At 70.2% G+C, this 21,938-nt stretch carries 15 protein-coding genes; 8 read left to right on the top strand and 7 right to left on the bottom strand.

Annotated features, from left to right (window positions below):
* Positions 1 to 21: 21 nt before the first annotated feature.
* On the bottom strand, positions 22 to 1,638 hold the full coding sequence (locus ACFQV6_RS19870; protein ID WP_378029006.1) for a methyl-accepting chemotaxis protein: 1,617 nt from the start codon (positions 1,636 to 1,638) through the stop codon (positions 22 to 24).
* A gap of 247 nt (positions 1,639 to 1,885) precedes the next feature.
* On the opposite strand from ACFQV6_RS19870, the gene ACFQV6_RS19865 reads away from it, so the two are divergent.
* Positions 1,886 to 2,500: a lytic polysaccharide monooxygenase gene (locus tag ACFQV6_RS19865; RefSeq protein ID WP_378029005.1), complete on the top strand. Its 615-nt coding sequence runs from the start codon at positions 1,886 to 1,888 to the stop codon at positions 2,498 to 2,500.
* Positions 2,501 to 2,556: 56 nt separating this feature from the next.
* Here ACFQV6_RS19865 and ACFQV6_RS19860 read toward each other — a convergent pair whose 3' ends face one another.
* Positions 2,557 to 2,952 (bottom strand): DUF2750 domain-containing protein, encoded by a 396-nt coding sequence (locus tag ACFQV6_RS19860; protein ID WP_378029004.1) that lies wholly within the window; start codon positions 2,950 to 2,952, stop codon positions 2,557 to 2,559.
* A gap of 236 nt (positions 2,953 to 3,188) precedes the next feature.
* Between ACFQV6_RS19860 and ACFQV6_RS19855 the strand changes: the two genes are divergently transcribed.
* The 3 genes from ACFQV6_RS19855 to ACFQV6_RS19845 are packed head-to-tail and all read left to right on the top strand — an operon-like array spanning position 3,189 to position 6,518.
* Complete coding sequence (locus ACFQV6_RS19855; RefSeq protein ID WP_378029003.1) at positions 3,189 to 3,788, top strand: DUF4956 domain-containing protein; 600 nt, start codon at positions 3,189 to 3,191, stop codon at positions 3,786 to 3,788.
* Positions 3,785 to 4,573, top strand: coding sequence for a polyphosphate polymerase domain-containing protein (locus ACFQV6_RS19850; RefSeq protein ID WP_378029002.1), 789 nt, complete (start codon positions 3,785 to 3,787; stop codon positions 4,571 to 4,573). Before ACFQV6_RS19855 ends, ACFQV6_RS19850 begins: the two co-directional genes overlap by 4 nt.
* A complete protein-coding gene (locus ACFQV6_RS19845) occupies positions 4,566 to 6,518 on the top strand; it encodes a CotH kinase family protein (protein WP_378029001.1) in 1,953 nt (650 codons plus the stop codon). Before ACFQV6_RS19850 ends, ACFQV6_RS19845 begins: the two co-directional genes overlap by 8 nt.
* A 12-nt stretch (positions 6,519 to 6,530) precedes the next feature.
* On the opposite strand, the gene ACFQV6_RS19840 is transcribed toward ACFQV6_RS19845, so the two are convergent.
* From ACFQV6_RS19840 to ACFQV6_RS19830, 3 genes are all read right to left on the bottom strand, one after another.
* Entirely contained in the window at positions 6,531 to 8,090 is a 1,560-nt protein-coding gene (locus ACFQV6_RS19840) for a beta-N-acetylhexosaminidase (protein ID WP_378029000.1), read from the bottom strand.
* A 109-nt stretch (positions 8,091 to 8,199) separates the two neighbouring features.
* On the bottom strand, positions 8,200 to 11,544 hold the full coding sequence (locus tag ACFQV6_RS19835; protein WP_378028999.1) for a family 16 glycoside hydrolase: 3,345 nt from the start codon (positions 11,542 to 11,544) through the stop codon (positions 8,200 to 8,202).
* A 144-nt stretch (positions 11,545 to 11,688) separates the two neighbouring features.
* A complete protein-coding gene (locus ACFQV6_RS19830) occupies positions 11,689 to 12,537 on the bottom strand; it encodes an alpha/beta hydrolase family esterase (RefSeq protein ID WP_378028998.1) in 849 nt (282 codons plus the stop codon).
* A gap of 119 nt (positions 12,538 to 12,656) precedes the next feature.
* On the opposite strand from ACFQV6_RS19830, the gene ACFQV6_RS19825 reads away from it, so the two are divergent.
* Positions 12,657 to 13,613, top strand: coding sequence for a winged helix-turn-helix domain-containing protein (locus ACFQV6_RS19825; RefSeq protein WP_378028997.1), 957 nt, complete (start codon positions 12,657 to 12,659; stop codon positions 13,611 to 13,613).
* Between the two features lie 6 nt (positions 13,614 to 13,619).
* On the opposite strand, the gene ACFQV6_RS19820 is transcribed toward ACFQV6_RS19825, so the two are convergent.
* Complete coding sequence (locus ACFQV6_RS19820; protein WP_378028996.1) at positions 13,620 to 15,518, bottom strand: MFS transporter; 1,899 nt, start codon at positions 15,516 to 15,518, stop codon at positions 13,620 to 13,622.
* A gap of 185 nt (positions 15,519 to 15,703) precedes the next feature.
* Here ACFQV6_RS19820 and ACFQV6_RS19815 point away from each other — a divergent pair, with 185 nt between their 5' ends.
* On the top strand, positions 15,704 to 16,135 hold the full coding sequence (locus ACFQV6_RS19815; protein ID WP_378028995.1) for a universal stress protein: 432 nt from the start codon (positions 15,704 to 15,706) through the stop codon (positions 16,133 to 16,135).
* A 54-nt stretch (positions 16,136 to 16,189) separates the two neighbouring features.
* On the opposite strand, the gene ACFQV6_RS19810 is transcribed toward ACFQV6_RS19815, so the two are convergent.
* The gene (locus ACFQV6_RS19810; RefSeq protein WP_378028994.1) at positions 16,190 to 18,883 is read right to left on the bottom strand and encodes a hypothetical protein; all 2,694 of its coding nucleotides are present in this window, start codon (positions 18,881 to 18,883) and stop codon (positions 16,190 to 16,192) included.
* 72 nt (positions 18,884 to 18,955) lie between these two features.
* Here ACFQV6_RS19810 and ACFQV6_RS19805 point away from each other — a divergent pair, with 72 nt between their 5' ends.
* Together ACFQV6_RS19805 and ACFQV6_RS19800 are read left to right on the top strand one after the other, a co-directional pair.
* On the top strand, positions 18,956 to 20,827 hold the full coding sequence (locus ACFQV6_RS19805; protein WP_378028993.1) for a DUF2264 domain-containing protein: 1,872 nt from the start codon (positions 18,956 to 18,958) through the stop codon (positions 20,825 to 20,827).
* Between the two features lie 36 nt (positions 20,828 to 20,863).
* The gene (locus ACFQV6_RS19800) at positions 20,864 to 21,934 is read left to right on the top strand and encodes a LacI family DNA-binding transcriptional regulator (protein WP_378028992.1); all 1,071 of its coding nucleotides are present in this window, start codon (positions 20,864 to 20,866) and stop codon (positions 21,932 to 21,934) included.
* The last annotated feature ends 4 nt before the right edge of the window (positions 21,935 to 21,938 follow it).

The raw sequence follows: 21,938 nt of genomic DNA, 5'->3' as shown, positions 1-21,938 counted from the left end.
AGGAGGGGGATGGGGGAGGGGTCAGACGCGGAACTGGCCGACCAGGACGCGCAGTTCGTTGCTCAGCTGCGACAGCTCCTGGGTTGCCTGCTTGATGTCGATGACGCCGCTGGTCGTGGTCTGCGCGCCGGACGAGATGGTGGCGATGTTCTCCGCGATGTCGGCCGAGCTGGTCGTCGACCGGCTGATCGTGCGGCTCATCTCCTCGGCCGTCGCGGTCTGCTCCTGGACGGCCGCGGCGATGGCGGACTGGTACTCGCCCAGGCGGACGGCCGTCTCGACGATGCCGCCGATCGCGTCGTTGGCTGTCGTGGTGTCCTGCTGAATGCTCTGCACCTTCGCCGTGATGTCGTCGGTGGCGGCCTCGGTCTCCTGCGCCAGTTCCTTTACCGCGCCGGCCACGACGGCGAAGCCCTTGCCGGACTCGCCGGCCCGGGCCGCCTCGATCGTCGCGTTGAGGGCGAGCAGGTTGGTCTGCTGGGCGATCGCGGTGATGGTCTTGACGATGTCGCCGATCTCGCGGCTCGAGGTGGCGAGCAGGCCGACCACCCTCTGCGTCTCCTGGGCCGCCTCGGTGCTCTGCTCGCAGACCCGGGTCGCCTCGGCGGCGGTACCGGCGATCTTCTGCAGCGAGCCGCCCATCGAGGAGGAGCTCGCCGCGACCGTGCGCACGTTGGCGGCGACCTCGTCGGCGTCGAGCGCCACTTCGCCGGACTGCCGCGATGTCGCCTTGGCGTCCACCATGATCTGGATCGCGGTGGTGGTCAGGGTCTCGCTGGCGTGTGCGACGGTCGAGGCCGAGTCGCGGATCTCGCGTACGGTTGCTGCGATCTTCTCGACGAACAGGTTGAACGACCGGCTGACGTCGGTGAACTGGTCGTGTCCGGAGGTTTCCAGCCGCAGCGTCAGGTCGCCCTCGCCCTCGGCTATGTCCGCGAGGCGTTCCTGGAGTGCGCTCAGCGGTCGGATGATCGACAGCGCCAGGACGATCGCGAGCACGACCGAGACGAACAGTGCGAGGGAGCCGGCCAGGTTGGCGACCCGCCGGGTCCGGTCGGCGGTGTCGTCGGCGCGCTTGTGCGCGACGGCTTCGGCCTCCCGCGCGCCGGTGAGCAGCCGGTCGACACCGCCGGCGATCACGGCGTACAGCTCGAGCCCCGGGCCGGCGACCAGGCTGTTGGCCTTCTCGGTCTGTGCGGGGGAGCCGGCCCGGTAGGCGGCGATCACCTCGTCGTCGAGGTCCTGGAACTTCTGGAACGCCGTCCGGATCGTCGCCACGTCCCCCCTCTCGGGTGGCGTCAGCGGCAGTGCCGCCGCCTCGTCGAGCTCGGTGACGAAGTTGTCCATCGCCGAGAGGAACGCGGCCCGCTCGGGCGCCGTGTCCGAGGTCGCGTGCGGCGCCCCGCGCACGATGTTGAACGCGTAGCCGGCCTGCCAGCCGCTGATGTCGGTGACCCGGTATTTGAGCTGCTGGGCCGCGTCGAGCTGGGCCTGGGACCGGGACAGGGCCTGTGCGGTCTCCCGCGTGCTGTCGGCGGACCACACCGCGGCCATCCAGATGGCCACCACACACAGCGCCATGAGGAGGAATCCGGCCACCAGGCGCGTCGTCACCCGCATACGGCGAAGCAGTCTCACGTCGGCCTCCGCGACCATGCTATCCAGGCGATTCACCGGGTTCGGGCAAACCGGGAACCTACTGAGTCGGGACAACTCGGCACACTCGCGGAAGTTAGATCATTGTTGATATTTCCGGCTATAGCTGCTTCACTGTTGGGAGCGCTCCCATTGACCAAAGTCGATGAACGGAGGACGTACAGTGCGTCTCAACAAGCTCGAGAAATCCGGCAAGCGATCCCGGTCGGCCCCCCGCCAGCCCCTTCGCGTGCTTGTCCTGCTCCTCACGCTGGTGGTCGGTCTGCTGCCGTGGGCCGGTGCCGCTCAGGCACACGGCACCATCGTCGGCCCGGCGACCCGCGCTTACCAGTGCTGGTCGTCCTGGGGAACCCACCACATGGACCCGGCCATGCAGCAACAGGATCCGATGTGCTGGCAGGCGTGGCAGGCCAACCCCGACACCATGTGGAACTGGATGAGTGCGCTGCGGGACGGCCTCGGCGGAAACTACCAGGGTGCGACCCCCGACGGGCAGCTGTGCAGCAATGGCCTGGCCCGCAACGACAGCCTGAACCAGCCCGGTGCGTGGAAGACGACCACCATCGGCAGTAACTTCTCGGTTCACCTGTACGACCAGGCGAGCCACGGTGCCGACTTCCTCCGCGTCTACGTGAGCAAGAACGGGTTCGACCCCAAGACCCAGCGCCTGGGCTGGGGCAACCTCGACCTCATCACGACGACCGGCAGGTACGCGCCGGCGAAGGACATCACGTTCAACGTCTCGACGTCCGGATACACCGGGCAGCACATCGTGTTCGTCATGTGGAAGGCCTCGCACGCCGACCAGACCTACATGTGGTGCAGCGACGTCACCTTCGCCTGACCCTCAACCGCAGTGGTGCCCCGGCCCGGGGCTGACGTCCTGGGCCGGGGTCCGCGTCAGTTCAGCCGGAGTGCGGACGTCAGCCGCGAGCGGAACTCGGCGAGCGTGAGGACCGCCGCGCTGCGCTCCTCGACCGGGAAGATCGCGATGTCGGCGTCGTCCCCCTCGAGCTGAGGCAGCCACTCCTTCAGGAACACGTCCGCCTTGATCTTGATGGCGTGCTCGCCGTCGACCTCGCCCTCGTTCTCCAGCCGGGCCACCGTCGCATGTGGCCAGATCGGCAGCAGGGTCCGGCGCCTGGCGTCCTCGGTGAACAGGATCTCGTCCTCGTCGCCCCAGACCCACAGCGCGCCTTTGTCGCCGATGACCTCGAACGTCCGGGCCACCCGGGCCGCCTCGTCGAGCCCGCGAAGGCGTTCCGCCTCGCCGCGCGAGATGTCATCCGGTGCCACGTGACCTCCGATTGTTGTCGCCTGATGTTCCGCAGCGATCGTATCGGTCACCCCACTCCGATCCCCGGACGCTTTCGGCGCTGCCGATCCCCGAAAGTTTCAGCCGTGCCGGAGAAGGCGCGAGGGACGTCAAAGCATTGACATTCATCTATTTTTAACCCTAGCCTTCGAGCGAAGTTCCGGATGTTTACCGAAACTTCCGAAACATTTCTCAGCGCTCGCAGGAGGACCGGACCATGTCCGAATTCGCCCTACTCGGGGCCGAGCTGGTGGCCATCACCGTGCTGGTGCTCGGGCTGTACTTCCCGCGGCATCGGCGCCGCGACCTCGTGGTTGCCTATTTCGCCGTCAACATCGGGGTGCTGGCCGTGGCCGACGCGCTGCGCACCAGCGGCGCCGGAGCGGGTCTCGGGCTGGGGTTCGCGCTGTTCGGCGTACTGTCGATCATCCGGCTGCGATCCACCGAGCTGGACCAGCACGAGGTCGCCTACTTCTTCTCCGCGCTCGCGCTGGGCCTGCTGGGCGCCCTCGAGACCGTGTCGATCTGGCGCAACATCGCCCTGATGGGCCTGATCCTCGTCGTGCTGGCGATCGTCGACAACCGGTGGCTGCTCGGCCGGTACCGCCAGCAGATCATCGTCCTCGACTCCATCGTGACCGGTGAGGACGAGCTGGTCCGCCGGCTCGAGGAGCTGCTCGGCGCCAAGGTGCACTCGGCCCGGCTGCTGCGGGTCGACCTGATCAACGACTCCACGGTCGCCGACGTCCGGTACGTGATCCTGCCCGGCAAGCCGGTGGCACCGCTGCGCCCGCCCACCTACGCGGGCCGGCGATGACCACGACGACCGCCGCCTTCGGCACGCTGGCGGCGCTTCCCCCCGTCGAACTGGCCGAGATAGAGGAGCGTGCCGCCCTGCAGAGCCGGTTCGACCGCAAGTACATGGTGCCGCTCGGCGAGGCGGGGTGGCTGCTGGAGGCGCTGGCGCCGGACGCCCGGGTCCTCGAGATCGACGGCCGCCGGCACTTCACCTACGAGTCGCTCTACCTCGACACCCCGGACCTGGTCAGCTACCTGCGGACCGCCTACCGGCACCGCCGCCGATTCAAGATCAGGACACGGACGTACGTGGACTCCGGCACCTGCTTCCTGGAGGTGAAGGTGCCGGGTCCCCGCGGCAGCACGGTCAAGTACCGGGCGCCGCACGTACCCGGTCAGTTGATCGCCGGCGCGGGGCACGCCTTCCTCGACGACGTCTTCGCCCGGCACGGCCTGACGCCCGCCGAGCGCGCCGGCCTCACACCCACCCTGCGCACCGCCTACCTGCGGTTCGCGTTGCTGCTGCCCGGCTCCGACAGCCGGGTCACCGTCGACACCGCCCTGTGCTGGACCGCCGGCGGCCGCGAGCTGCGGCTGCCCGGCGTCGCGATCGTGGAGACCAAGACCGCCGCGGCCGCCTCGGACGCCGACCGCCGGTTGTGGTGCCGGGGTCACCGTCCCGTCGCCGTCTCCAAGTACGCCACCGGGCTCGCCGCCCTCCGCGCCGACCTGCCGGCTGCGCCCTGGCGGCGGGTGCTCAGACGCCACTTCACCGCTGCGAGAGAGGACTTGATCCATGGGTAGGCGCTTCTCGAAGGCCCTGATCATCATCGGGATGCTCGTCTCGACGGTGACCGTCCCAGTCGCGGCCGTCGCGGCAGCCGCGGACGAACTGAGCGGTGACATCACCTTCTCGGTGCCCAGCGGCACGTTCCAGGGCTCGGTGTCGGTGGCGCTGAGCAGCGCGGTCACCGGCGCCGAGATCCGGTACACCACCGACGGCAGCCGGCCGGTCGCCGCGTCCGCCGTCTACCCCGGCCGGCCGCTGAACCTGACCGGAACCACCCAACTGCGGGCGCAGGCGTACGTGAACGGCGCGGCCACCGGCGCACCCGGCACCGGGCTCTACGTGGCCCGTACGGTGGACACCGCGCACGACCTGCCGCTGGTGCTGATCGACGCCTACGGCAAGGGCAAACCCGGGCGCGAGTACGTGGACGCCGCCGCCATGGTCTTCGACACCGCTGCCGGGCGGACCTCGCTGTCGGCGGCACCCGCTGTCGCCACCCGTACCGGCATTCACCTGCGCGGCCAGTCGTCGGCCATGTTCGACAAGGCGCCGTACCGGCTGGAGTTCCGCGACAACGCCGACGACGACGCCGATCACGAGGTGCTCGGCATGCCGGCCGACTCGGACTGGGTGCTGCGCGGGCCGTTCAGCGACAAATCGCTGATCCGCGAGGCGCTCGCCTACGACCTCGGCCGCGAGATGGGCCTGGTGACACCGCGCTACCGGTTCGTCGAGCTCTACCTCAACACCGACTCCGCGCCGGTGGCCGCCGCCGACTACCAGGGCGTCTACATGATCGTCGAGACGATCAAGAACAGTAAGAACCGTCTCGACCTCAAACAGCTCGAGGAGGAGGACACCACGCTGCCGAAGATCGCCGGCGGCTACATCTTCAAGTTCGAGTGGCTCGCCGCGGAGGAGCCCACGCTGACCTGTACCGGGTCGCCGGCGACATGCTGGAACTACCTCGAGGTCGAGGACCCGTCGCCGCTGAACGCACAGCAGAAGGCGTGGCTGACGCAGTACCTCCAGCAGTTCCACGACATGCTGCACAGCCCCGGGTTCGCCGATCCGCAGACCGGTTACCGATCCTGGATCGACACCGGGTCCTGGGTGGACCTGATCATCCTCAACGAGCTGAGCCGGGAGATGGACTCCTACCTGCGCAGCACGTACTTCTACAAGGACCGGGAGGGCCCGATCGTGGCCGGGCCGCTGTGGGACTACGACCTGACCTTCGGCACCGGCGGTTTCTTCGGCAACGAGCAGACGTCCGGATGGCAGTACCAGCAGACCCGTACCCCGCAGGCCAACGACTGGTTCCGGATCCTGCTCACCGACCCCGCGTTCCAGAACGACCTGAAGGCCCGGTGGCAGTCGCTGCGCCGCGGCCCGCTCTCCACCGCGTCCCTCAGCAGCCGCGTCGACGCGCTGACCGCTCCGCTGACCGCCGCCGCGCAGCGCAACTTCCAGCGCTGGCCGAACCTGGGCAGCCGGATGATCGGCCCGTTCATCACCGACACCAGCCCCACCTGGGCCGGGCAGGTGCAGGTCATGCGCACCTGGATGACCCAGCGCGCGGCCTGGCTGGACGGCACGGGCGCGTGGGGCGGAGGAAGCACGTCGCCGTCGCCGTCGCCGTCGGTTCCGCCGGCCGGCGGCGGTTGCACGGCGGCCTACTCGCAGACCGGCCAGTGGACCGGTGGATTCCAGGGTGAGGTCCGGGTGACGGCCGGGGCGGCGCGCATCAACGGGTGGACGGTCACGCTGGCCTTCGCCAACGGCCAGCGGGTCAGCCAGGTCTGGAACGCGGTCATGGCCGGCACCGGCGCCTCCGTGACGGCCCGCAACGAGAGCTACAACGGCGCGCTGGCCGCCGCGGCGAGCACGACCTTCGGGCTGCTCGGCTCCTGGACCGGCACCAACACCCCACCGGTGGTGACCTGCGCCGCCACCTGAGCCCGGTCCGGGTCACCCCGCCCAGGCGATCTGGGGTGAGGGGTAGAAGTCGACACCGCGATAGGTCCACCGGGGGCCGTAGGCGCCGATCCGGGTGCGGAAGGACTCCCAGTCCCGGGCCGGTGACCAGCCGAGCTCGGCGAGGGCGGCCAGTCGCGGGAAGGCCAGAAACTCGATGTCGTCGAGGTCGCGCAGGGTCTCCGACCACAGTGGGGCCTCGACGCCGAGCACGGCGCTCTCCGGTACGCCGGCCAGGTGGGTGCCAGGATCCCAGTCGTACGCCGTACGCACCTCGATGTAACCCGCCCAGCTCAGCCCGATCGGGGTGGTGCTGTCGTACTTCATGTCGATGTAGGCGCGGTTGGCGGGCGACATGATCACCTTCGTGCCGGCCGCCACGGCTGCCGTGAGCGTGGCGTTCTCGGTGGCCAGGCCCCAGTACTGGGCGATCGCCCGGTGCGCGGCGGGCGCCTGGGCGATCTCGTTCCAGCCATACGCGATCTTGCCGTACTTCGTCACCAGCGGCAGCACGCGCTCCTGGAAGGCGACGTAGTCGGCGTCGGTGGTGGCGTGCGCCTCGTCGCCGCCGATGTGCAGGTACGGCCCGGGTGTCATCGCGGCCAACTCGCGGATCACGTCCTCGGCGAACCGGTAGGTGACCTCCTTGCCGATGCAGAGCGAGCTGTAGCCCACCGCGGTGTCGGTGCGGGGCGGCGGGGCGACCCCGTCGCAGGTCAGCTCCGGGTACGCCACCTGGGCGGCGTTGACGTGGCCCGGCATGTCGATCTCCGGGACGATCGTCACGTACCGGTCGGCGGCGTAGCGGACCAGATCGCGGTAGTCCGCCTTGGTCAGGTAGCCGCCGCCGGCGCCGTCGACACCGGTCCCCGGCGCGCCGCCGACGGTGGTCAGCCGCGGCCACGAGTCGATCTGGATGCGCCAGCCCTGGTCGTCGGAGAGGTGCAGGTGCAGGTGGTTGACCTTGAAACGGCTGATCTCGTCCACGTACCGCTTGATCTCGTCGGGGGTGTGGAAGTGCCGGGCCACGTCGAGCATCGCCCCGCGGTAGGCGAACCGCGGGTGGTCGACGATCTCGCCGCCGGGCACCGTCCACCGGCTGCGCTGCGGTGTGCCCGCGTCGATCTCGGGCGGCAGCAGCTGGAGCAGCGTCTGCACGCCGGCGAAGAGCCCGGCGTTGCCGTTCGCCCGCAGCGTGATCCCGGAGGCCCGCACGCCGAGCCGGTAGCCCTCGGCGCCGAGCCGGGCCTCGGAGTGGCTCGAGGACAGGGCGATCGCGGGTGTGCCGGGCCGGGACCGGTGGACGACGGGCAGCCGATATCCGGTGGCGGGGCGCAGCGCCTGCGCGAGGCGGCCGGCCACGCCGCGTGCCGAGGGCGGTGCCTCGATGACCGTGCTCGCGGTCAGCCGGAACGCCGAGCCGTGCGGGCGTACCTGCACCGGTGCGGGCACGACGCTGCCGAGTGCCACCGCCGGGCGCGCCGCCTCGGCCGGGGCCGAGACGACCGTCAGTGACATCACGCAGGCGAGAAGAGCGGCGAGACGGGTACGCATGAACCGACCTTACATACACGTCATTCGATCTGTGAAGACTATTAAAAGTGACACCGCGGCCACCACGCGAAAGCTCGCGCGATGACCGCGGTGCCGGCCGGCGGATTGCTTACGCCGGTTCGATCCAGATGTTGCGGTAACGGACGTTGGCACCGGGGTCGCCGTGGTCCTGGATGCGGATGGGCAGGGCCGCGGCGGACTCCGCGGCGCCGGCACCGGTCGGCCCGTCGATCGTGATGTTGTCGTGCACGGTCTGACCGTTCCAGACCACCGTCACCCGAGCGTTCTCGGTCTTCGTGGTGCCGCTCCAGCGTGCCGCCCGGAACGTGATGTCGTAGGTCTGCCACGTCTCCGGAGCGGTGCCCGCGTTGGCCGAGGGCGCCCGCTTCTGATAGATCGCCGCGCACTCGTCGTTGGCCAGGGTGGGTTTTCCGTACGTGTCGAGCACCTGGAGCTCGTAACGGTCCTGGAGATAGATCCCGCTGTTCGCGCGGGTCTGACCCGTCACGTCGGCGGGCAGATTGGGTAGCCAGAACTCCACGTGCAGCTTGAAGTCCCCGTACGCCTGCTTGGTCCTGATGTCACCACCGAGCACCTCGGCCGAACCGCCGGAGATCGGCCACGTCGGCGCGCTGCCGTCGCTGTTCTGGAAGGAACCGAGCTGGCCGCCGTCGAAGAGGGTGACCCGGCTGGTGCCGTTGTGTGTCCATTTCTGCTGTGCCACGTCGGCCCAGTCCCAGATCTGGATCTGGGTGCCGTCGGCGCTCGATCCGCCCGCGACGTCGAGGACCTTGCCGGACTGCGGATTGAGCAGCGAGCCGTTGGCCTGCTGCTGCCATACCTGCGCGGGACCGTTGTTGCAGGTGTAGAGCTGCACCTTGGTGCCGTTGGCGGTGCCGCCGTTGTCGATGTCCAGGCACTTGCCGTGCGCCTGGAGCGTGTCGCCGGACCGGGTCCAGCTCTGCGAGGACGAGTTGTTGCAGGTGTAGAGCTGGATCTTGGTCTTGTCGGCGGTGCCGCCGTTGTCGACGTCGAGGCACTTGCCGCCGATGCCGGTGAGAGTGCCGGTGCGCGGTCCGGTGCTGGTCCCGGTGCCGTTACCGACGGTCAGGTTGTCCAGGTTGACGTGCCCGACGTCGCCGGTGTCCACCTTGTAGGCGATCGTGTTGCCGTTGGCCCGTAGCGTGACGGTGTCGGCCTTGGTGGCCCAGGTGTCCCAGTTCCCGGTGTCGGCCAGGCTGACCTGCCGCACCTTGGCGCCGTTGACGTAGAGGCTCACCGTCTTGGCGCCCGCCGACGGGTTGGGGCCGTTGCTGTACCGCAGCGAGACCGGGTAGGAGCCGGCCGACGGCACGTTCACCGTGAAGGTGGTCGCCGCACCGACCGCGCCGTAGCCGCCGACGAAACCGGATCCGGTGTATCCGGTGTGGTCGGTCGCCACTCCGGCGGTGCCGCTGAGCCCGGAGTGCTCCGCCTCGACCTGCTCGGTCCGCACGGTCGTGCCGTCGGACAGGCTGTTCAGCGTGTACCACGCCTCGGTGCTCCACAGCGACGTGCCGCTGGTGGAGGTGAAGGGCCGCGGTGAGCGCAGGTGCACGACCCGGCCCGGCTTGAGCCCGGAGACCTTGACGGTCACCTTGAGCCGGTCGGCGGAGAGCGTCGCCGAGGTGACGGCCAGCTGCTCCTCGTCGACCTTCGGGCCGCCGTAGGACCGGGTGGGAACGTAACGCCACTGTGTGGCCCGGTAGCTGGCGGCGGTGGCCGCGGACACCGGCTGCGTGTATTCCATCTCGAAGCCGCCGGCGACCGCCCGCATGGCCTTGATGTCGAACACGCCGGCGCTGTTGGGAGTGAGCTTCTGCAGGCCGTAGGTCAGCTTGCCCTCCTGCCCCCAGTTGCCGCCCGCACCGAGCCCGCCGGTGTAGAGGGCGCCGTCCGGGCCCTGGCTCAGCCGCAGCACGCCCGACTCCAGGCCCTGGGTCAGCCGGAAGACCGCGCCCTGGTACTGACCGTTGACCTTCTCCAGGAAGGCGCGCTGGATGCCGCCGTACGTGACGTCGCCGAAGAGCATCTGTCCCGCGTACGGCCCGGTGTTGAGCAGCAGCGGCGTGCTCGGCGAGTTGGCGATCTCGTTCTGCGGCAGCCACAGCACCGGCTGGGTGACCGGCTGCGAGTCGAACGGGCCGTCCGGGTTGGTGAAGTGGCCGAAGAACCGGTCCTGCTTGATCTGCACCAGCTTCGAGGCGGGCAGCCAGCCGCCCTGGTTGTCGGTGACGAAGATGTCGCCCTCGGGTCCCCAGCCGATCCCGTCCGGTGTGCGCAGGCCACCGGCGATGTGCTGCACGGCGCCGGTGGACCGGTTGATCTTCAGGGTGGTGCCGCGGTTCGCCGAGCCCTGCGGCTCGGTGGTCGCGCCGCCCAGGTCGATCGACACGGACAGGTTCAGGTAGAAGAAGCCGTCCTGGTAGAGCAGGCCGAACGCGAACTCGTGGAAGTTGCCGTCGAACGGCCAGGTGGCGACCCGGCGGTACTGGTCGATGGTCCCGTCGCCGTTGGTGTCGTTGAGCTCGGTCAGCTCGTGCTTCTGGGAGACGTAGATCTTCCCGTCGACGATCTTGAGGCCCATCGGCTCGCGGAGCCCGGTGGCGATCCGCTTGTAGGTGACCTGGCTCGGTGAGGTGCTGCCGGTGACGCCGCTGAGGATGTAGACCTCACCGACGGTCGTCTCGCTGCCGCCCCAGGTGGCGATCGCCAGCCGGCCGTCCGGGAACCAGTCCATCGCGCTGACCTGCGGGTTGAAGCCGGCCGGTCGCAGGTTGGTCAGCGTGTACCCGGGGTGCACGGCGTTGAGCGGCAGGCCGTCGCCGGGGCTGTCGCCGGCACCCTCGCACTCCTTGCGGCCGGGAGCGGTCACCCGGACCACGCCGGCGTCGGTGCTGAGCGCGGTCGTCGGCACCAGCGTGTACGCGCTCGCTCCCGGCGGCCGCCAGTCGAGCGTCAGCTGCTGGCCGCCGCCCTGCTCGAAGTAGTCGATGCGCAGCGAGTGGTAGCCGGCGGTCAGGCTGATGCTGCCCTCCACCGCAACAGCGCCGTGCAGCCCGTCGTTATTGATCACCCGGGTGCTGTCGATGTACAGCCGGGATCCGTCGTCGCTGGTCAGGCGGAACTGATAGGTGCCCGCCGTCGTGATGTTGATGTTGCCGCTCACCTCGGACTGGAAGCGGTCCTCGAGGCCGAAGTCGGCGGCGGTCGTCCAGTTGATCACCGACATGCGTTTGTCGATGTTCGGGGTCTGGCCGGTTTTGAGCGTGCAGATCGAGTCGCGGGACGTCTGCAGGTCGAACGTGCGCAGGGTGACGCCGGGCTCCTGAGGAGGGACGGCGGCATGGGCCGGTGGAACGAAAAGTAGGACGCCGACGAGGGCGGCGGCGGACAGCAGCACCAGTCTCTTCATGAGGCGCTCCAGACGCGGGCTTGCACATCGAGTCTTGCCGATGCCCGGTTACGCTAGGAGCTTTCGGAAACAAAGTAAACAACTTTGGCGCCTTCATGAAAAACTTTCGTACGATGTGACTAAAGTCCGTTTATTGATGGTCGGCTAGAGCCGCCGCGGATGGGCGGCGAAGAAGTCCCACAGGACGTCGGTCGCCACGATCGGGGCGTCCGGCAGGGCCATCTGCCCAGTCTTCGCCCCCGGCCACGAGTGACCCATCTCGGTCACGACGTAGACCTCGACGTCAGAGCCATCCGCACAGCGGGCACTGGTGCGCTCGACGCCCCCGCTCGGTGGGGTTTTGCCGGGCTCGCAGTCCAGTCGCTCCCGCCACTTCCGGATGCCTGCCCGGAAGACGTCGTAATACTGGTCCAGCGCACCGATGATCGTCACCACCGACACCGGCCGCTTCGGCGCGTAGTCCGCCGCCTCCACCCGGGGTCCGCCGAAACCGCCGCTCACCGCACCGATCGCGGCGAACACGCCGGTCGCCTCCACGGCGGCCCGGAAGCTCATGTCGGCGCCGTTGGAGATGCCCGCCGCGTATACGCGATCGGGATCCACCCGCCACTCGGCGATCATCCGATCGGTGAGCGCCTTCAGGAACGCGACGTCATCCTCGGCGCCGCAGCAGATCAGCGCGTTGAAGCCGCCGGAGACGCCGTCCGGATAGGCGACCAGGAATCCGTGCTCGTCAGCCTTGGCGTCCATCCCGATCATGTCCCGCAGGCGCTCGCCGGAGCCCGGGTAGAAGTGCAGGCCGACGACCAGAGGCACGGTCCTGTCGCCGGTCCAGCCCGGCGGTGCGTGCACCAGGTAGGTGCGCTGCTTGCCGCCGACGTCGAGCGTGAGCCGATGGTCGCCGGCGGCGGGCCGGGGTGCCGGAGACGCGGGCGCGGCCGGCTGACCGCCGCCGCATCCGGAGAGCAACAGACACACCACCACCAAGATCATTTTTGTACGGTGCACGGGCCACCCCTCGTCTCGCCGACCGCCACGCCAGCAGGGTCGGGGAGCGGCTCCGGCCGGTCAACGGTTTCGGTCACCGCCGAAAGGGGTGGCAAGCTGTCCCCATGTTGCGCCTGTGGCTGGAACCCGCGGACCTCACGCGGATCCGGTTCGCCGACCGGCTTCATCCGGCCGGCACCGTGCTCCTCGCCGGGCAGGCCCTGCGGCAACCCGCCGTGGCCGCCGCCCTTCCGGCACTCACCCGCCGGGTCGCCGCCAGTGCTCCGGCGCTGCGGCCGCTGCACCACCTGGTCCCGCCGCGGGGTTTCGTGCCGGACTTCCTGACCCCGTGGGAAGGCCTGACGTCCATCGAGGACGGGCTCGAGGCGATCCGCTCCACGCCGGCCGGACGCGTCCGGGCGGAGGTGACCGCGGCGTACGCCAACACCGAGGTCAGCGACGCGCGCAGCCGATTCGCCGCCGCCGACCCGGAGGTGCTGGACACCCTCGTCACCGCGATGCGGGACTACTTCCACCAGGTGCTGGCACCGGACTGGACGGCGCTGAACCGCACCCACCGCCAGGCCGTCAGCGAGGCCGCGAGCCGCTACGCGCTGTCCGGTGCCGACGGAGTCCTCACCGGCCTGCACCCGGCGATCCGGTGGCGGGCGCCGGTGCTGGAGGTCGGCGCCTGGCAGGACGGCGAGGTCCGGCTCGGCGGGCACGGCCTGCTCCTGCTGCCCTCGCCGTTCGCCGGGCCACGCCCCCGGGTGCTGACCGGACCGGATCAGCCCGCCCTGGTGGTCTATCCGGTCGAGCCGCCGGCCGTGCCGGACGGCCCGCGGCCGGGTGCCGATCCGCTGGCCGGCCTGGTCGGGCGGACCCGCAGCGCGGTGCTGGTCCAGGTCACCGCGCCCGGCCGGCACACCACGTCGACGATCGCCCGTCAGGTCGGCATCAGCGTGTCGTCGTCCTCCGAGCACCTGTCCGCGCTGCGTGCCGCCGGGCTGGTGTCCAGCCGCCGCGACGGCGGCGCGATCGTGCACCGCGCCACCGCCCTCTGCCGCGACCTGGTGAACTGAGGGCCGTCACGGAGGTGGCGGCTCGGCCTCCTCGACGGTCTCCCCGGCCAGCACGCGCTCCTCGTCCAGCGCGGTGGTCTGCACCACGAGCACGTCGCAGACGGCGTTCTTCACCACCCCGGCGGGCACCGATCCCAGCTGTTGTCCCTGGGCGGCGCCGAGTCCCCGGTTACCGACGACGATGAGGTTCGCCGGGTTCGACCCGACCGCGTCGAGCAGCGCCTGCGCCGGGTCGCCGGCGACCAGCCGCTGGTCGATGTAGCGTGCCCGCTCCTTGGTCAGGCCGGTGACCGAGTTCTCCAGGGCCTGCCGGGCGGCCTCGACGCCGTAGAGGTCACGGCGCACCCCGGACGCGGAGGCCGGTGGGGCGGGCTCGCCACCCTCGCGATAGGCGGTCACCACGACCAGCCGGGCCTGGGCGGCCTGCGCCACCTCCGCGGCGCGATCCACCGCGTACAGGCTGGTGGGCGTGCCGTCCGAGCCGACCACGACCCGGTCGTAGACGGTGATGCTGCGCCTGCTGCCGAGCGGAACGATCGGCGACTCGTCCGCCTCGTCGGGCGGATCGACCCACAGCATCGCGATCGCTCCGATGCCCAGCAGGACCCCGGCGAGCAGGATCGCGTTGCTGCCCTTGCCGCCGAGCAGATGCTCGAAGATCCAGCCGAACGTGAGTGTCTGGATCAGCATCGGCACCACGATCATCATGTTCAGGATGCCCATGTAGACGCCGGTGCGCTTGGCCGGGACCATGCTGGCGACCATCAGGTACGGGATGCCCACCGCACTGGCCCAGAAGATGCCGAGGCCGATCATCGGGAGCAACGCGACGTACTGGTTGTCGATGCGAGCCAGCCAGACCAGCGACAGCGCGGCCAGGCCGAGGGCGACAGCGTGCACCCGCTTGGCGCCGATCCGCCGGGCGAAGCCGACCAGGAAGAGCGCGGAGACCATCGTGACGAAGTTGTAGGTGGCGTTCTCCAGGCCGCTCCAGCCGATGGCCTCCTCCCAGGCCGGGCCGCCCTCCTCGGGGGAGGTGTTGAAGACCGTCTCACCGAGGCTGACCGCCACGAACTGCCAGTAGATGAACATCGCGTACCACTGGAAGAGGAACACCACGCCGATCTTGTGCATGGCGACAGGCATGACGCGGACGGCGTCCGCGATCTCGCGAACGGCGTGGTGGAGACCCTTGGGCGCGGCGCGCATCTCCGCGAGGTCCTCGTCCGAGGGCGTCAGTTCCTTCGTACGAGCCATCGCGGTCAGAACGGTGAGCAGGATGCACACGGTGCCGATCATGAAGCACACGTACATCCAGTACGGCACACCGTTGCCGGCGGTGTTCTGCAGCGGCGAGACCTTCTCCAGGATGAACAGCGACAGGTTCGCCAGCACCGCGCCGGCCCCGGTGAACATGCTCTGGGTCAGGAAGCCGCGGGCCAGCTGGGATTTCGGCAGCCGGTCGGAGATGAACGCCCGGTACGGCTCCATCGAGGTGTTGTTGCCGGCGTCGAGCAGCCAGAAGCAGATCACGGCCAGCCACAGGACCCCGACGAACGGGAACAGGAAGAGGATCACCGCGCAGAGCAGCGCGCCGGCCGTGATGAACGGGCGGCGCCGGCCCCAGCGTGGATGCCAGGTGCGGTCGCTTATCGCACCGATCAGCGGCTGGATGATCAGCCCGGTGACCGGACCGGCGAGGTTCAGGATCGGGAGCTGATCGGGTGACGCGCCGATCAGCAGGAAGAGCGGGTTCACCGCGGACTGGGTGAGGCCGAAGCTGAACTGCACCCCGAAGAAGCCGAGGTTCATCATCAGCAGGGCGGGGCCCGTCATCAGCGGCTTGCGCTCGACCTGCCCGGCGTCCGGTGAGACGGTCCCGGCGGTTGTGGTGGTGGTGGTCATCTGACCCCCTTCGGCCGACGCGGTCATTGCCTGGCCATCGATGCGAAGCTAAGCCTGTTGTAACCACCCCGCAACAGATAGCGATGACAAACGCTGATGTCCGCGAATCCGCGGGGATGGTGACCTTGCAGGGTCTCGACCACTGTGGGAGTCATCGGACATCGGCTTCCAAGAGAGGGACGACGATGAGTGACTGGCAGACCATCGTGGTCGGCGTCGACGGATCACCCGGGAGTCGCAAAGCGCTGACCTGGGCCGCCGCCGAGGCGGCTGAGCACGCCGCGGATCTGGTCGTGGTGAACGTCTGGGAGCACACGCTGTTGCCTCCGGTCGGCAGCGTCAGCGTGTCCGAGCGGTACGTGCCGGACCCCAGTCAGCGCACCGCCGACGACCTGCTCCAGGTCATCAAGGAAGAGCTCGGCGACGAGCCGCCGGTGGTGGTGCGGCCGCTGGTCAAGCAGGGCAGCCCCGCGAAGATCCTGATCGAGGAGTCGGCGGGCGCCGATCTGCTGGTGGTCGGGCAGCGGGGTCACGGCGGGTTCGCCGGGCTCGTTCTCGGATCGGTCAGCCAGCACGTGTCCGCCTACGCGAAGTGCACGGTCACCGTGGTTCGCTGAGGCAGAACCGGTGGTGCCGCCGCCCGGGCCGAGGGCGGCACCACCGGCAGCTCCTCAGCCGGGAAGCTGATCGCCGATCAGGGCCAGGCACTGGATGGCGGCGAGGCCGTACTGGGCACTCGCGTTGGTGGAGAACACTGCCTCGTCGACCGGCTTGAGCACGGCGGGGCCCTGGATCCGGGTGCTGCCCCAGTTCTGGTTGCGGGGGTATCCCGCGTGCCCGGTGTAGAACTCCTGCCACGCCCGGGCGGCCAGGGCCGGGTCGCCGAGCTTGGCCGCCGCGTACGCGGTGAGCCGGGCATGCGCCTGCCGCAGGTTCTGGGTGCCGAACGCGACTCCGGTCTCGGCGCGCTGTTCGTCGGCGGTGCCGTTGTAGAGCCGGCAGTACTGGAGCCAGGCGTCGGTGAAGGCGGGGTCGCCGGTCAGGCCGATGAGCTCGCTGCACAGCTCCACCAGCCCGAACACCGCGCCGAGCGAGCCGACGCTGACCTTCGGCTCGGCCGGGGCGAACCGGCCGGTGTCCAGGTCGTAGAGGCCGCTGCCCTGGATGAAGCCGTTGGGCATGGCGGCGAGGGTGCGCGCGCTCTCCAGCAGCTTCTGTTTCGCGACGGGATCGCCGCCACGTTCCCACTCGGTGAGCCAGGCCAGGGCGAGAGAGCCCCAGTCGGTGCCGGTGCCCACGCTCAGGGCGTGCGGATCGGGGGTGTACGGCTCGGTGCGGATCTTGCGGGTGGGGTCCAGGACGAGGAACGTGCGGTCGGCGTCGACCAGGTCGTGGAGCAGGTCGCCGACGCGTTCGTCGGCGGTGAGGAAGTAGTAGAAGCGTTTGTACCCGGCGTTGCTGATCCGGGTCTGTTTGGCGCTGTCGGCCCAGTGCTGGACACCGTGCCGGGTGCCGAGGTCGCGGTACTTGCCGAGGTGGTAGACGTCGACCTCGCCGGTGTGCCGGGTCATCGCCTCGGCGAAACGGAACGCGTCGGCCCGCCCGGTGCGCAGGTAGTGGTACCAGAGCCACAGGTCGGTGGAGAGTTCCGAGTTGTCCCAGGCGTAACCGCCGACGTCGTACCGCCAGACGTGCCGGTCGGCGTCGTAGCTGTGCATGACGTCGCCGTAGTCCCAGAACCCGTACCAGGAGCGCTGGTCGACCTGATCGCGGTGGTGGTCGAAGATCGTGTCGAGCCGGTCCTCGATCTCGGCGCGGGCGGGCGTCGAGCGGTCGGCCGGGCTCCAGTCGCCGAAGACGCCGGCGGCGTGCAGGTGGGCGGGTGGGGCGACGAGCAGGGGCGGATGGCGTACGGCGCCGGTCAGCTCGGCCAGCCGCTGTGCGGGCGGGGTGCCGTCCAGGGCCCAGATCATCAGCTCGGTGGTGCGGGCGACGCCGTAGGGCGATCCGAAGCCGGGTTCGTAGTCCTCGTACGTTATCTCCAGGCCCTCGAGCTGCTCGGGATAGGTGTCCTGGCCCATGCCGTCGTGGTAGAACCGCAGGTCCATCGGCGGTGCCTGCGGGGACCACCACCACACGGTCACCTCGGCCTGCGCCCCGTCGGCGCCGCGGATGTCGAGCTGGGCCGGGTACAGCTGCCAGAAGTTGCGCATCCCGAAGGCGCATCCGAGGTCGGGGCCGCCGACGTAGCCGAGGCCTCCGGCCCGGGTGCCGCTGTCGACCGGGATCCAGCCGTGGCCGGGCTTGGTGCGCTTGCTGATCCGGAAGCCGTCGGCGCTGAGCTGGGTGAGCGTGTAGTCGCCGAAGGCCGGTACGTACTGGAGGCGGCTGGTGACCCGGGTGTCCCAGGTTGCCGTCGGAGGAGTGGCGTCACCGGCGATCTGCGCTGACCGTACGCCCGCCCCTGGATCTCGGCGCAAGCCGGTGATGCCTCGCACCGCCTCGCCGAGAATGCCGTCGTCCGTGCCGGCGAAGCGAACGTGCCGGTCGTGCGGCTCGCCGCTGAGCGCGACCCGGAACCGCAGGCCGAGACCCGCGATGAAGTCCTTCTTCTCGTCGCCGTCGAAGACGAACGAGTGCACCGCGCGAATGCCGTCGCTGCCGGCGTAGAAGTAGAGGCGGATGCTGAACGGCAGCCAGTGCCGCCGCCGGTCGCGGTGGCTGCCCTCGACGCGGACGACCGCGCGGACCGGCCCGGACTGCTCGACGGTCACCTTCTCGACGGCGCTGGTGAACCGGGATCGTGACACGGTGCCGGTCTCGTCGTCGTGCGGTGCGTCGCTGCGCAGGCAGACCAGCTCGGCGCTGCGGGCCACGTCGCTGCCGGCGCGGCTGATCAGCGAGATCAGCTCGCTGCCGCGGCGGGGGAGCACGCAGCGGATGACCCCGGTGTCCACCTCGACGCGGTCGCGCCGTTCGGTGACCCGCACCGGAACGGCCGGTGCGGCGGCGGTGCCGGGGGCGAGGCGGTATTCCGCGGCCGGCGGCACCTCCGCGCCGACGGCGTGTGCCGTCCATTTCAGGGTGCCGTCCGGCCAGAAGCCGGTGGCCCAGGTCTGCACCGGCACCTGGGCGCCGTCCGCGGTGGCCAGGGCGAACGTCTGATCCTTGCCGAAGGTGCCGCGCGGCCAGGCGACGCCGAAGGTGGTGCCGGCGGCCAGGGCCGGTGGGGTGCCGCCCTCCAGCCAGGTGAGCTTGGTGCCCGTGGCAGGTGCCGAGCGGGCGGGGGAGGACTGGAGGACGTAGCTCGCGGTGCCGGCGGCGGCGGCGCCGCGCAGCAGGGTGCGGCGTGACAGTGGGGTCATGACGGTTCCCATCGGGGCGGTGGATTCCATCTGTAAAACGTTTTAAGATCTGGATCGCAACATGAGACATCGATGCCTGTCAAGACCGAGGAGAGCGGTTCAACGATGACGCCGGACCTGCCCGCCGAGGACCGTGATCGCTCGCCGCTGACCGGCTGGACCCGCGCGCACTGGGAGGCCGTCGCCGATCATCTGCTGGCCTCGGTGGTGCCGTATGCCACCGGCGGCTTCGCCCAGTACCGGCTGCCCGGGCCGCCCAGCCGCAACGGGGTGACCAGCGACGGGCTGGAGGGTTTCGCCCGTACCTTCCTGCTCGCGGCCTTCCGGGTGGCCGGGGCGGGCGGCGCGGCACCGGGTGGACTGCTCGACCGGTACGCCGCCGGCCTGATCGCCGGCACCGACCCCACCCACCCGTACGCCTGGCCGCCGCTGACCGATATGGCCCAGCCCCTGGTGGAGGCCGCGAGTATCGCGATCGCCCTGCACGAGACCCGGCCCTGGCTCTACGACCGGCTGCGGCCCGCCGAGCAGGAACGGGTCGTCGCCTGGCTGGCCGGCTTCGTCGGCCGGCGCACACCGGACAGCAACTGGGTGCTGTTCCAGGTGATCGTCGAGCAGTTCCTCGCCTCGGCCGGTGGGCCGTACGAGCCGGGCGAGATCACCGGCGGGCTGGACCGCGTCGAGCGCTGGCACACCGGCGACGGCTGGTACACCGACGGGCCCGGGCGTAACTTCGACAACTACTGCGGCTGGGCCCTGCACCTGTATCCGATCCTCTGGGCCCGGATGTCCGGCGACACCGCCCGCGGTGCCCTCTACGCGAGCAGGCTCGCCGCGTTTCTCGACGGCTACCAGCACTTCTTCGCCACCGACGGCAGTCCGGTGTTCCAGGGGCGGTCGCTCACCTATCGATTCGCCACGGTGGCGCCGCTCTGGCTCGGCGCGCTGACCGGCGGGACGACCCTGGCACCCGGGCGGACCCGCCGGATCGCCTCCGGCGTACTGCGGCACTTCGTGGAGCACGGCGCGCCGGACGAGCGGGGTCTGCTCACACTCGGCTGGCACCATCCGTTTCCCGCCATGATCCAGGCGTACTCCGGCCCTGCCTCGCCCTATTGGGCTTCCAAGGGTTTTCTGGGTCTGCTGCTGCCTGCGGATCATCCGGTATGGACCGAGCGTGAGGAACCGGCGGAGATCGAGGACCGGGACGTCACCGTGAGCCTGCCGGGGCCGGGATGGCTGCTGCACGGAACCCGGTCCGACGGGGTGGTGCGCCTGCTCAACCACGGCAGCGACCGGGCCGCCAAGACACCGCCGGACGGCCCGCCGGACCCGCACTACGTCCGGCTGGCGTACAGCTCGCACACCGCGCCGCAGCTCGACAGCGGCTCGATCGCCGGCCCGGTCGACGGGCACCTCGCGGTGGTGGCACCGGACGGTGCCGTCTCGATGCGGCGCCAGATCGAGCCGATCGACGTCACCGGGCGCGTGGCGACCTCGCGGTACCGCGACGGCGCGGTTCGGGTGACCACCACCTCGGTCGTCGACGGCGCCTACGAGCTGAGGGTTCACGAGGTCACCGCGCCGTCCGGGCACCTGGTGCGGGACGGCGGGTACGCCCTCGCGGACAGCAGTCCGCCCGAGCGCGAGGTGACCGGCGGCTCGGCTGCCGTGTGGCGCTCCGGCGGTATGCGCAGCGCGATCACCGGACTGGCCGGGTTCACCGGCGCGGACACCGTCGACCGGCACGGTGCGGACCCGTTCGGGCCGTACTCCGCGGTGCCGTACCTGATGGCCCGTCATCCGGGCGGGACCTGCCGCTATGTGAGCCTGGTCCGGCTGGGGCAGGGCACGGGCGGCCCGCCGCCGGTGGTCACCCGGTGCGGCCGGAGCGGTGTCGGCATCCGGCTCGCGGGTGGAGAGACGCTGACTGTAACCGGTTAAACTTTCCGCGATCGGGACCCTTTGAAGGAGAAACCCATGCCTCAGGCCAGCGGCCCCGAGTCCGTGCCGCGCCGGGTCACCATCCGTGATGTCGCCGCCCGGGCCGGAGTGTCGATCGCCACCGTCTCGCGGGTGCTGGGCGGCACCTATCCGCCCGCGCCCGCCACCCGCAGCCGGGTGCTGAAGGCCGTCCGCGACCTGGACTACGTGGCCAACCCGCACGCCCGGGCGCTGTCCGGTGCCACCAGCAAGACCATCGCGATAGTGCTCAACTCGGTGATCTCGCCGTACTACGCACACGTCGCCCAGGGTGTGCAGGCCGAGGCCGCCCGCCACGACCGGCTCTGCCTGATCGGCACCACCGGCGGCGACGCGGCCCGCGAACTGGCCACCGTGCGGCTGATGCGCGAGGAGGGCGCCGACGCGGTGATCCTGGTCGGCAACGTCGTCGACGACGAGGAGTACAAGGCGCGGATGACGGAGTACGCCCACGCCCTCGCCGCCGCCGGATCGCAGCTCGTCCTCTGCGGCCGGCCGCCGCTGGGCCCGGACGTTCCCGCTGTCGGTGTCGAGTTCGACAACATCGGCGGCGCCCGGGCGGCCACCAGCCACCTGCTGTCGCACGGGCACGAGCGGATCCTCTACCTGGCCCATCGCACCGGATACACGACGTCGGAAGGGCGCATCGCCGGCTATCGCGAGGCGCTCGGCGCGTTCGGTGTCGCCCACGACCCCGGCCTGGAGGTCGAGGGCACCCTGGAACGCGCCGAGGGCTACCGCCTGATGAAGCGGCGCCTGCGGGACGGCCCGCCCGACTTCACCGCGGTCTTCGCCGCCAACGACCTGGTCGCCGCCGGCGCGCTCAAGGCGCTGCGGGAGAAGGGCCTGCGAGTACCCGAGGACATCTCTCTGATCGGGTACGACGACCTGCCCCCGGCCGAGGACATCGGCCTGACCACCGTGCACGTTCCGCACGAGGAGCTCGGCCGCACCGCCGCCCGCCTCGTTCTCGAGCGGGGCAGCGGTACGGCCGACGCCGAACACGTCATGCTCGGCACCCACATCGTGGTGCGCGACTCGGTCCGTCCCGCGATCCGCGGGCGCTGACCGG

The sequence above is a fragment of the Actinoplanes sp. GCM10030250 genome, from assembly GCF_042666575.1.
Taxonomy (GTDB): Bacteria; Actinomycetota; Actinomycetes; order Mycobacteriales; family Micromonosporaceae; genus Actinoplanes.
This window is presented reverse-complemented; position numbering and strand designations above follow the sequence as displayed.